Genomic DNA, 10,910 nt, shown 5'->3' with positions numbered 1-10,910 from the left:
TTCCGTACGCCCAAATGCGGACGGCCTGGCGAAAGTCTCGGTCAGTGCGCTGCCCGACCCAGGTGGCTCCCGAGTACGAGGGCGGCGCTACGACGTTCGTCCCTACGCGGGACCTTCCGTCGCCGGCACCTTCGCGGCGGCTGCGGCGACCCCTTGGTTCTCAAGCGGGGTCGTGGCTGCCTCGCGGTCGGGCGCGAGCGGGTCGGTCACCGTGCCGGTCTCGTCGTCAAGAAGCCCCTGCGCCAGCCTGGTCACCGCTGCGGCGACCGGCGGCGCCAGGTCGGCCACAGCTCGAAGACCGGACAGGACGTCGTCGGGTCGTACGGCAGGTGTCACGTGCCGAACAACCAGCCGCAGTATCGCACAGGGCTGGTCGGTCGGCCTATCAGCGTCGTGGCTGATCGCCTCGTCAGGGGCGATCGCCTCAAGGCTCACGACGGCCGCACGGGCATCGAACGTGCGCATGCCGTTCTTCGCGCGGCGCTGGACCTCGACGGTGTCCGCGGCCCGGAAGGCCTCGGCGGCACGCTCCGCGTCCGCGGGCTCCACGCCGTCGAGGCGCAGCTCCCAGACGGACCCGGTGAGCCGGTCGGCGAGTCCCGATGTGCGGGATTCGACGGCGTCCACGATGTCGAGGCCGGTGGGCATCGACTCGTTGAGCAGCTCGCGCAGCCTGTCGGGGTCACGCGTCTCGGTGAGCGCGATCTCCAGGTACTCGGCCTCACTGCCCGTGCCGGTGGGTGCGGCATTGGCGTACGACACCTTCGGGTGGGGAGTGAACCCCGCCGAGTACGCCATGGGCACGTCGGCGCGGCGCAGCGCCCGCTCGAAGGCGCGCTGGAAGTCACGGTGGCTGGTGAACCGGAGGCGGCCGCGCTTGGTGTAGCGCAGTCGGATGCGCTGCACCGCGGGAGCGGGCGGCGGGCCTTCGGGCTGTCGCTTGCCCAGTGTTCTAGTCCTTCGTGAGTGCGGTCGTACTGCTACCTAGAGTACGTGTCGCAGGCGTGTCCGGTTCCCGCCGGGCCACCGGCACCGGTGCGGGCTCCATCGGGACCCTCCCCGCGGGGACCCGTTCCTTCGGCGCACCGAACAGCATGCGCCGTACGTCGGCACGCGCGTCCCGCACGCTCTGGCGGGCGGCGGCCAGGGCCTGCCGGGTGGCGCGGCCCGCGTCCTTGACCGCCCGGGCGGCGGGCCGCCAGACCCCGTCGCGCACGGCGTGCCCCACGGGGGTGAGGACCGCGCGGTACACCCAGCGCACCGGGTCGACGAAGAGCCACCGCAGCAGCCGGCCGAGGAAGCGGCCCACGGCCAGGGACACGTACCCGGCGATGCGCCAGGCGTGTCCGAAGGCGGCACCGATCTCGCGTGCGACGACGGCGATCCCCCGCCCGACGGGCGCGAGCACCCAGCGCCACAGGGCCACGGCGGGCACGACGAAGATCCAGCGCCCCAGGGCGCCGAGCACCGTCCCGATCCCCCGGACCAGCCAGCCGATCCCGGCCCCGATCCCCCCGACCAGCCAGGCGATGCCGCGCCCGATCGGGGTGAGGACGGACGCGTACAGCCAGACGGCCGGGATCACGATCAGCACGCGCCCGAGCCAGGCGAGCCCCGTGCCGACGGGCACGACCACGTACCGCCACAGCCCCACCCACGGCCACACGAACACCGCCTTGAACAGCCACACCAGGGCGAGGCCGATGCCGCGCCCGGCCACCGCGGCACCCGCCGCGATGCCCCGCGCGAGCCAGGCGATCGCGTGCCCGATCGGTGTCAGGACGCAGGTGTAGAGCCATACGGCGGGGACCACGACGAGCGTCCGCACCAGCCAGGCGACGCCGCGCCCGACGGCCACGCACAGCCACGCGGCGCCGCGCCCGACTCCCCCGCACAGCCAGGCGATGCCGCGGCCGATCGGGGCGAGGACGGACGCGTACAGCCACGCGACGGGCACCACGACCAGCACGCGCCCGAGCCACGCCAGGCCCCTGCCCACGGGCGCGAGCACGTACCGCCACAGCGCCACCCACGGCCACACGAACACCGCCTTGAGCAGCCAGGTCACGGCCGCGCCGAGAGCGCGTCCCACGGGCCGCAGCGCCCGGAAGTAGAGAAAACGGCCGCACACGGCGAACGCGTCCCACACCAGGCGTACCGGTACGACGAGCACGAGCACCACGATCCGCACCGGGATGCGGATGGCGACGGCGAGGCAGCCCTCGGCCCGCGGTTGTGGTGCGGGGCCCTGTGGTGCGGGGAGTCGCGGTGCGGGCAGCGGCTGCTCCGGCTCGCGCTCGTGCTGCGGGGGCCGCTTTTCCAGGTCCATGCCGTCCTAGACGCGTCAGTGGTGGGTGCCGGTTCGTCAGGCGCCGGTCGGGATCCAGTAGCGCAGCTTTCCGCCGCGCTCGTCCTCGAAGGCGCCGCCCGCGGCCTCGATCACCTTGCGCGAACCGGTGTTGTCGGTGTCGCAGGTGACCAGGACCGATGCGAGGCCCAGCGCTCGGGCGTACGGCAGGCAGCCGATCAGCATCGCGGTGGCGTGGCCGCGGCGGCGGGCGGTGGGGCGTACGTCGTAGCCGATGTGGCCGCCGTACTCGCGCAGGAAGCGCGTGGCGATGTTGTGCCGGATGGCGAGGCGGCCGAAGTAGTCGGCGCCGTCCGTGTACCAGAGGGTCGTCACGGGGACGGAGAACGGCTCGGCCGGGTGCGCGGCCTCGCGGGCCTCGGTAACGTAGCGCTCGAAGACCGCCGGGTCGTGCCACTTGTCGCCGTAGTCGCGCAGGGTGCGGCCGAGCGTCGTGTCGTCGTCATCGCCGCCGCGCCCCTCGGCGCGGAACTCCTCCATCGCGGCGATGAAGGAGAGATGCACGAGGCCGGAGGGCGGGGCGAGTTGAGGAACACCCGCCCCATCCACCGGCTCGCGCTGCGTCACGTGGGGCTACTTCACTACCGACAGCGGCAGGAGCTTCTTGCCGGTCGGGCCGATCTGGATCTCGGTCTGCATCTGCGGGCAGACGCCGCAGTCGAAGCACGGGGTCCAGCGGCAGTCCTCGACCTCGGTCTCGTCGAGCGAGTCCTGCCAGTCGTCCCAGAGCCAGTCCTTGTCGAGACCGGAGTCCAGGTGGTCCCAGGGCAGGACCTCCTCGTACGTGCGCTCACGCGTCGTGTACCAGTCGAGGTCCACGCCGAAGGCGGGCAGCGTCTTCTCGGCGCAGGCCATCCAGCGGTCGTAGCTGAAGTGCTCGCGCCAGCCGTCGAAGCGGCCGCCGTCCTCGTACACCGCGCGGATGACGGAGCCGATGCGGCGATCCCCGCGCGAGAGCAGGCCCTCGACGATGCCGGGCTTGCCGTCGTGGTAGCGGAAGCCGATCGAGCGGCCGTACTTCTTGTCGCCGCGGATCTTGTCGCGCAGCTTCGCGAGGCGGGCGTCCGTCTCCTCGGCCGACAGCTGCGGGGCCCACTGGAAGGGCGTGTGCGGCTTGGGCACGAAGCCGCCGATGGAGACGGTGCAGCGGATGTCGTTGCCCGCGACCTCGCGGCCCTTGGCGATGACGTTCGCCGCCATGTCCGCGATCTGCAGGACGTCCTCGTCGGTCTCGGTGGGCAGGCCGAGCATGAAGTACAGCTTCACCTGGCGCCAGCCGTTGCCGTACGCGGTCGCGACGGTGCGGATCAGGTCCTCTTCGGAGACCATCTTGTTGATGACCTTCCGCATCCGCTCGGAGCCGCCCTCGGGGGCGAACGTGAGACCCGACCGGCGGCCGTTCCTCGTCAGTTCGTTCGCCAGGTCGATGTTGAAGGCGTCGACGCGGGTCGAGGGCAGGGAGAGGCCGATCTTGTCTTCCTCGTACCGGTCCGCGAGGCCCTTGGCGACGTCCGCGATCTCCGTGTGGTCCGCGGAGGACAGGGAGAGCAGGCCGACTTCCTCGAAACCGGTCGCCTTGAGGCCCTTCTCCACCATGTCGCCGATGCCGGTGATGCTTCGCTCCCGCACGGGGCGCGTGATCATGCCGGCCTGGCAGAAGCGGCAGCCGCGGGTGCAGCCGCGGAAGATCTCCACGGACATGCGCTCGTGGACGGTCTCCGCGAGCGGCACGAGGGGCTGCTTGGGGTAGGGCCACTCGTCCAGGTCCATGACGGTGTGCTTGGACACGCGCCACGGGACACCGGACCTGTTCGGTACGACGCGGCCGATCCGCCCGTCCGGGAGGTACTCGACGTCGTAGAACCCGGGGACGTAGACACCGCCGGTCCTGGCGAGGCGGAACAGGACCTCCTCGCGGCCGCCGGGGCGGCCCTCCGCCTTCCACTCGCGGATGATCGCCGTCATGTCGAGCACGGCCTGCTCGCCGTCGCCGATGACCGCGCAGTCGATGAACTCCGCGATCGGCTCGGGGTTGAAGGCCGCGTGGCCTCCGGCCAGGACGATCGGGTCGTCGACGGTGCGGTCCTTGGACTCCAGCGGGATGCCCGCGAGGTCGAGGGCCGTGAGCATGTTCGTGTAGCCGAGCTCCGTGGAGAAGCTCAGCCCGAACACGTCGAAGGCGCCGACGGGGCGGTGGCTGTCCACGGTGAACTGCGGGACCTTGTGCTCCCGCATCAGCTCCTCGAGGTCCGGCCAGACGCTGTAGGTGCGCTCGGCGAGGACGCCCTCGCGTTCGTTCAGTACCTCGTACAGGATCATGACGCCCTGATTGGGCAGCCCGACCTCGTACGCGTCGGGGTACATGAGCGCCCAGCGGACGTCACAGCTGTCCCACGGCTTGACGGTGGAGTTGAGCTCACCGCCCACGTACTGAATGGGCTTCTGCACATGCGGGAGCAGAGCTTCGAGCTGTGGGAAGACCGACTCGACAGGCATCTCGCGACTTTCGTGAGCTGGCAGGGGGATGACTCTCAAGCGTAACCCGCTTGAGAGCGCCCCTCGCACGGCTTGAAAACCCCCGCATCGGCGGGGAGCACTGGGCCCAGCGGACATCACACGTGTCCCAGTCCGGAGCACCTCCGCATCGGCGGAGAGGCCGTACGTCGATAAAACGATCAGCCGCCCATTCGGTCACGCCTTCGTCCCGCCGCGCTCAGCCGCCCAGAGACGCCCGCAATTTCGCGCGGGACGCCTTCGCCCAGACCTCCGGCAGCTCGCGTTCGCGGTCCGTGCCCGCCGCCTCTTCCTGGCCGTACAGAAGTCCCCAGGTGAAGGCGGTCTCGCCCGCCATGTGGGCCTGGATCGCCAGGTGCCGCAGCGCGTCACGGGCGACCACGCTGTCCTGGTGGTCGCCGAGCACGCTCTGGACGGCCTTCATCTGCTTGGCGAACCGCTTGGCGGGCTTGCCGAGCGCGGGCGTCGCCGCCTCGCCCGCGTACCGGGCGCGCTTGGCGGCCTTGCGGGCCTCGTGCATGGCCACGTCGCGCTCCCCGCCCGGCGGCAGCTCCAGGGCGTGCTCGACGCGGGCCGCGAGGCGGGCGTAGTCCTTGAGCACGGCCTTGGGGAACGCCTTGGTCACGGACGCGGAGGCGGCCGGGCGCAGCGGGGGGTCGGCGAGCAGGGCGTCGACGGACTCCAGGAGCGCGAGGTAGCGCTTGCCGTCGAGCACGGCGACGGTCCTGCGCCGGGAGCCGCTGCGCCGGGCGACGCTCCAGATGCGAAGGCGCCCGCGGACGGGGCCCAGGAGCAGGGTGCGGGGCACGGCGGCGATGCGGGACGTGAGCCGCTCGGTGAGGACCTCCTGGTCCCGGTCGACGCCCAGCTCGCCCGCGAGCCACTTCAGCTCGTCGCCGATCGGGTCGGTGACGGAGCGGTCCAGGATCTTGCGGAACGAGCGGAACGCGCTGCGCATCCGGCGGGTGGCGACCCGCATCTGGTGCACGGAGTCGGGCAGGTCGCGGCGGACGTCGGGGTCGAGGGCGACGATGGCGTCGCGCTGGGCGCGGAGGTAGGCGAGGACGTGGTCGCCCGCGGTCCCCGGCCCGTCGCCGACGGCCTCCTTCACGGCCTGCGCGACCGCCTCGCTCTTGCCCGCCTTCTTGTCGCTCTTGTCGTTCTTGACGCTCCTGACCACGAGCTGCCGGGGCACGCTCTGCTGGAGCTCGGTCTCCGCGAGGGCCCTGCTCAGCTTCGAGGGCGCGTCCGACCGCCGCACGCCCGCCTTCTTCAGCTTCTTCTCGACCTTGTCGAGCAGCGCGGGGTCGCCGTCGTCCGCGAGCTCCACCTCGACCTCGGACCACTCCGCCGTGGCGGCGTCCCCGGTGAGCCGCTCAGCCCGTACGCCGTCGATGCTGACCTCGGCGAGCAGGGCGCCCTGGGCGTCGACGAGGTGGCGCAGCTCCCGGGCGGACAACAGGCGTACGACAGGGACCAGTTCGGCCTCGCGCACGCGGGAACGCACGAGGCCGAGCAGCGAGCGCGGCACGTCGTCCGAGAGCGGCGCGTGGATCTCGTCCCGCACCCCCTGCGCGAGCGCCACCGGCAGCTTCAGGTGCCAGCCCGCGTCGTCGCCGCCGGTGCGGTGGCGCAACGTGACGGAGGATGCGGCGAGCCGCTGGTCGGGGGTGTCCCAGTAGGTGGCGTCCAGTTCGACGACGCCTTTGTGGACGACGTCGGCGACCCCGGCGACGCCGGTCAGGTCAGGCAGCTCCGCGTCCGCCCCTACGTCGTACTTCCGCTCGATCTCCCGCTTCGTGTCCGCCATGAACCGAATCTAGACGGGATCCGGGGCGCTGGGCAGTCCCCCAGACGCCCCGGGACGCAGCTAGGCCGACATCGGTCGCTGCACCTTGATCGACTGGAGCAGGCCGACGGCCACCCAGACGGCGAACATCGATGACCCTCCGTACGACACGAAGGGCAGCGGCAGACCGGCCACCGGCATGATGCCGAGCGTCATGCCGATGTTCTCGAAGGACTGGAAGGCGAACCAGGCGATGATCCCGGCGGCGACGATCGTGCCGTACAGCTCGGTCGTCTCGCGCGCGATGCGGCAGGCCCGCCAGAGCAGCACGCCGAGCAGGACCAGGATGAGCCCCGCGCCCAGGAAGCCGAGCTCCTCGCCGGCGACGGTGAACACGAAGTCCGTCTGCTGCTCGGGCACGAACTGGCCCGTGGTCTGCGAGCCCTTGAAGAGGCCGGTGCCCGACAGGCCGCCGGAGCCGATCGCGATGCGCGCCTGGTTGGTGTTGTAGCCGACGCCCGCCGGGTCGAGCGCGGGGTTGGCGAAGGCCGCGAAGCGGGCGATCTGGTAGTCGTCCAGGATGCCGAGCTGCCAGACGGCGATCGCGCCGGCCGCGCCCGTGCCCAGGAGCCCGAAGACCCAGCGGTTGGAGGCACCCGACGCGAGAAGCACGCCGAGCACGATCATCGCCATCACCATGACCGACCCGAGGTCGGGCATGAGGAGCACGATCAGTATCGGTACGGCGGCCAGGCCGAGGGCCTGCAGGACCGTGCGCTGGTCGGGGTGGACCCGGTCGCCCGCGTCCACCCGGGCCGCGAGCAGCATCGCCATGCCCAAAATGATCGTGATCTTCACGAACTCGGAGGGCTGCAGCGAGAAGCCGCCGCCGATCACGATCCACGCGTGCGCGCCGTTGATCGTCGCGCCGAGCGGGGTGAGGACGAGCAGGACGAGGAAGACGGAGATGCCGTAGAGGATCGGCACGGCCGTGCGCAGCGTGCGGTGGCCCAGCCACACCGTGCCCGCCATCAGGGCGATGCCGATGCCGGTGTTCAGGAGGTGCTTGAGCAGGAAGGCGTACGGGTCGTCGCCGACCAGCTCGGTGCGGTTGCGCGTCGCCGAGTAGACGAGCGCGGAGCCGATCGCCGAGAGCGCGAGCGCCGCGAGCAGTATCGGCCAGTCCAGCCTGCGCACCAGCGAGTCGCGGGCGAACATGCGGGAGGCCATCGAGGAGCGCTCGGGCCCGTAGCCGGAGACGGAGAAGCCATTGTTGCCGGCCACTAGTCGCGCCTCCCGTTCGCGGGCGCGCCCGCCAGTTCCTGCTGCTCCTGCGGCGGCTTGGGGGCCTCGGGCTTGAACGGCTTGATCTTCGGGGACTCGATCGAACCGTCGGTCTCGATCTTCGGCAGGTTCTTCTCCGGCTGGGGCAGCAGGGCCTTCTTGAGGTTCTGGTTGCCTTCGTCGTCCAGGCCGTAGATGCCGTCGTAGATCTTGCGGACGGCGGGTCCCGATGCTCCGGAACCCGTACCGCCCTGGGAGATCGTCATCACGATCGAGTAGTCCTTGGTGTACGTCGCGAACCACGAGGTGGTCTGCTTGCCGTGGACCTCCGCCGTACCCGTCTTGGCGTGCATCGGGATCTTGTCCTGCGGCCAGCCGCCGAACCGCCAGGCGGCCGTGCCCTTGGTGGCGACGTCGGCGAGTGCACCGTCTATGTCGGCGCGCGTCTTCTCGTCCATGGGCAGCTTGCCGTGGGACTTCGGCTTGATCTCCTGGACCTGCTTGCCGTCGGCGCTGATGATCGCCTTGCCGACGGTGGGGTCGTAGAGGGTGCCGCCGTTGGCGATGGCGGAGTAGATCGTCGCCATCTGTATCGGCGTGACGAGGGTGTCGCCCTGTCCGATGGAGTAGTTGACGGAGTCACCGGCGCGCATCTTCATGCCTTCGAGGCAGTTCTCGTACGCGATCTGCTCGACGTAGTCGCCGCCCTTCTTGCCCTGCTTGCACCAGCCGTCCTTGTTGGCCTTCCAGTAGTCCTTCTTCCACTGGCGGTCCGGGACGCGTCCGGTGACCTCGTTCGGCAGGTCGATGCCGGTCTCCTTGCCGAGGCCGAACTGGTGGGCCGTCTTGTAGAACCAGTCCTTGGCGTCCTTCTTCGGCTTGTTGCCGCCGTCCTTGGCCCACTGGTCGTGCGAGAGCTTGTAGAAGACGGTGTCGCAGGAGACCTCGAGGGCCTGGCCGAGGGTGATGCTGCCGTGGCCCTGGGACTCGAAGTTCTTGAAGGTCTGGCCGCCGATGGAGTACGAGCTGGGGCAGGGGTAGCGCCCGTTGAAGTCGTAGCCCGCGTTGACCGCGGCGGTCGTCGGGATGACCTTGAAGATCGAGCCGGGGGCAGCCTGGCCCTGGATGGCGCGGTTCAGGAGCGGGTAGTTGGACTTCTTGCCGGTGAGCTTCGTGTAGTCCTTGCCGGAGATGCCGCCGACCCAGGCGTTGGGGTCGTAGGCCGGGTTGGACGCCATGGAGACGATGCGTCCGGTCTTGTTCTCCATGACGACGACGGCGCCCGCGTCGGCCTTGTAGTTCTCGTTGGTGTTCTTGTCGAACTCCTGGCGGGCCTTCTTCATCGCGTCGTTCAGCCAGTACTCGGACAGCGCCTGCACGCGCGCGTCGATGCTGGTGACGACGTTCGCGCCGGGCTGGGCCGGGTCGTCCTTGGCCTTGCCGATGACGCGGCCGAGGTTGTCGACCTCGTAGCGGGTGACGCCCGCCTTGCCGCGCAGCTGCGCGTCGTAGGTCCGCTCAAGGCCGGAGCGGCCGACCTGGTCGGAGCGCAGGAACGGCGAGTCGGTGTGCTCCGCCTTGGTGATCTCCTCGTCCGTGACGGGCGAGAGGTAGCCGAGCACCTGCGCGGTGTTGGACTTGCCGGGCGCGGGATAGCGGCGTACGGCGGTGGGCTCGGCGGTGATGCCGGGGAAGTCCTCGGCGCGCTCGCGGATCTGGAGGGCCTGCTTGGGCGAGGCCTCGTCCGTGATCGGGATCGGCTGGTAGGGCGAGCCGTTCCAGCAGGGCTGCGGCGTCTTGGAATCGCAGAGGCGGACCTTGTCGGAGACCTCTTTGGTGGTCATGCCCAGCACGTCGGCGAGCTTGGCGAGGGCCGCCTTGCCGTCGTCCTTCATCTTCATCAGGTCCGTGCGGGACGCGGAGACGACCAGGCGGGTCTCGTTGTCGGCGATCGGCACGCCGCGGGCGTCGAGGATCGAGCCGCGTACGGCGGGGTCGACGACCTGCTGGACGTGGTTGCCGGAGGCTTCCTCGGCGTACTCCTCACCGTTGCGGATCTGGAGGTACCAGAGGCGGCCGCCGAGGGTGAGGAGGAGGGAGAGCACGAGGATCTGGATGACGATGAGACGGATCTGGACTCTTGGGGTCCGTCCGGTCTCGGGGATGTTGGTCACTGCTGTTCCTCCCCCTCTCAGTGTGTGTACGAGTGGTACGTGTACACGACCGACCTGGGTGCGCGGCCGGTCGGGTACGGGGCCAACTGCGCTGCGGTCACAGGCGCTTGACCCCCTTGATGCGTCCGGCGCGCGCGACGCGGGCCTTGGCCGCCTTCATCCGCAGGCCGCCGCGCTGGTTGCCGATGCGCAGCCCGGTGCCCGAGGAGAGCCAGCCGGACGAGACGTCGGTGGCCTTGTTGGCCGGGGAGCTCTCCCCCAGCGGGTCGTTCTCGGCTCTGCGGGCGAGCGCGATGATCAGCGGCACCGTGAACGGCGCGAGCAGCAGGTCGTACAGGGCGGCCGTGAAGAGGAGCCCGCCCAGGCCCACGTGGCGGGCGGCGGTGTCGCCGACGAGGGCGCCCACGCCCGCGTACAGCAGGGTCGAGCCGATGGCCGCGCCGACGACCACGACGAGCGGCGCGGTGGCCGACCTGAGCCGTCCGGTCTCCGGCTTGGCCAGGCCCGCGAGGTAGCCGACGACGCACAGGACCAGGGCGTACCGCCCGGCCGCGTGGTCGGCCGGCGGGGCCAGGTCGGCGAGGAGTCCGGCGCCGAAGCCGATGAGGGCGCCGCCCACATGGCCGTAGACCAGGGCGAGGCCGAGCACCGTGAGCAGCACCAGATCGGGGACCGCGCCCGGCAGTTGGAGCCGGGCCAGGACGCTGACCTGGATGACCAGGGCGACGACGATCAGGGTGCTGGAGAGCAGGATTCGGTTGAAACGCATGGGTCCGGGGCT

At 70.7% G+C, this 10,910-nt stretch carries 8 protein-coding genes; all 8 read right to left on the bottom strand.

The annotated features are described in order from the left end of the window. Positions 1-102 precede the first annotated feature (102 nt). The 8 genes from ACIGXX_RS20410 to mreD all read right to left on the bottom strand — a co-directional run bounded on the left by ACIGXX_RS20410 (position 103) and on the right by mreD (position 10,898). A complete protein-coding gene (locus ACIGXX_RS20410; protein ID WP_399977435.1) occupies positions 103-906 on the bottom strand; it encodes a TIGR03936 family radical SAM-associated protein in 804 nt (267 codons plus the stop codon). Between the two features lie 46 nt (positions 907-952). Continuing rightward, a complete protein-coding gene (locus tag ACIGXX_RS20405) occupies positions 953-2,329 on the bottom strand; it encodes a hypothetical protein (protein ID WP_361462353.1) in 1,377 nt (458 codons plus the stop codon). A gap of 36 nt (positions 2,330-2,365) precedes the next feature. Further along, a complete protein-coding gene (locus ACIGXX_RS20400) occupies positions 2,366-2,935 on the bottom strand; it encodes a GNAT family N-acetyltransferase (RefSeq protein WP_399977432.1) in 570 nt (189 codons plus the stop codon). A gap of 6 nt (positions 2,936-2,941) precedes the next feature. After that, entirely contained in the window at positions 2,942-4,864 is a 1,923-nt protein-coding gene (locus ACIGXX_RS20395) for a TIGR03960 family B12-binding radical SAM protein (protein WP_351160526.1), read from the bottom strand. 217 nt (positions 4,865-5,081) lie between these two features. After that, positions 5,082-6,692 carry a CHAD domain-containing protein gene (locus ACIGXX_RS20390; RefSeq protein ID WP_399977428.1) on the bottom strand — a complete coding sequence of 537 codons (1,611 nt, stop codon included), beginning with the start codon at positions 6,690-6,692 and terminating at the stop codon, positions 5,082-5,084. Between the two features lie 60 nt (positions 6,693-6,752). Further along, positions 6,753-7,955: a rod shape-determining protein RodA gene (gene rodA / locus ACIGXX_RS20385; protein WP_351160530.1), complete on the bottom strand. Its 1,203-nt coding sequence runs from the start codon at positions 7,953-7,955 to the stop codon at positions 6,753-6,755. After that, entirely contained in the window at positions 7,955-10,129 is a 2,175-nt protein-coding gene (gene mrdA, locus ACIGXX_RS20380; RefSeq protein WP_351160532.1) for a penicillin-binding protein 2, read from the bottom strand. Before mrdA ends, rodA begins: the two co-directional genes overlap by 1 nt. A 97-nt stretch (positions 10,130-10,226) precedes the next feature. Continuing rightward, entirely contained in the window at positions 10,227-10,898 is a 672-nt protein-coding gene (gene mreD, locus ACIGXX_RS20375; RefSeq protein WP_351160534.1) for a rod shape-determining protein MreD, read from the bottom strand. Between the last annotated feature and the right edge of the window lie 12 nt (positions 10,899-10,910).

This window comes from Streptomyces sp. NPDC055243, assembly GCF_044544025.1.
In the GTDB taxonomy this organism is placed as follows: Bacteria; Actinomycetota; Actinomycetes; order Streptomycetales; family Streptomycetaceae; genus Streptomyces.
Note: the sequence above shows the minus strand (reverse complement) of the source record. Positions and strands in the feature narration are given on the sequence as shown.

Coding starts and splice junctions, on each gene's coding strand:
- ACIGXX_RS20405 (WP_361462353.1), bottom strand. CDS start 2,329: ATGGACCTGGAAAAGCGGCCCCCGCAGCACGAGCGCGAGCCGGAGCAG.
- ACIGXX_RS20395 (WP_351160526.1), bottom strand. CDS start 4,864: ATGCCTGTCGAGTCGGTCTTCCCACAGCTCGAAGCTCTGCTCCCGCAT.
- ACIGXX_RS20390 (WP_399977428.1), bottom strand. CDS start 6,692: ATGGCGGACACGAAGCGGGAGATCGAGCGGAAGTACGACGTAGGGGCG.
- mreD (WP_351160534.1), bottom strand. CDS start 10,898: ATGCGTTTCAACCGAATCCTGCTCTCCAGCACCCTGATCGTCGTCGCC.